1 pseudogene is annotated in these 223 nt (G+C 57.8%); it reads left to right on the top strand.

Annotated features, from left to right (window positions below):
• Nucleotides 1-223, top strand: a pseudogene (locus KVT32_RS32020) (type VI secretion system tip protein VgrG); the annotation flags it as partial.

Here is a 223-nt window from a genome sequence, read left to right as displayed (position 1 = left end):
CTGCAATTGCCGCCTTACGACCTGCCGCGCCACAAGACGCGGATGACCATCAAGACCAAGACCCACAAAGGCGAGGGATACAACGAACTGCGCTTTGAGGACGAGAAGGATCAGGAAGAAATCTACGTCCACGCGCAGAAGGACCGGAACATCCACGTCAACCACGACGAGTCGACGTTCGTGGGTCACGACCGCAGCGAGCAGGTCGAGAACGACGAAACCA

It is taken from the genome of Achromobacter sp. GbtcB20 (assembly GCF_019091095.1).
Taxonomy (GTDB): Bacteria; Pseudomonadota; Gammaproteobacteria; order Burkholderiales; family Burkholderiaceae_B; genus Achromobacter; species Achromobacter mucicolens.
This window is presented reverse-complemented; position numbering and strand designations above follow the sequence as displayed.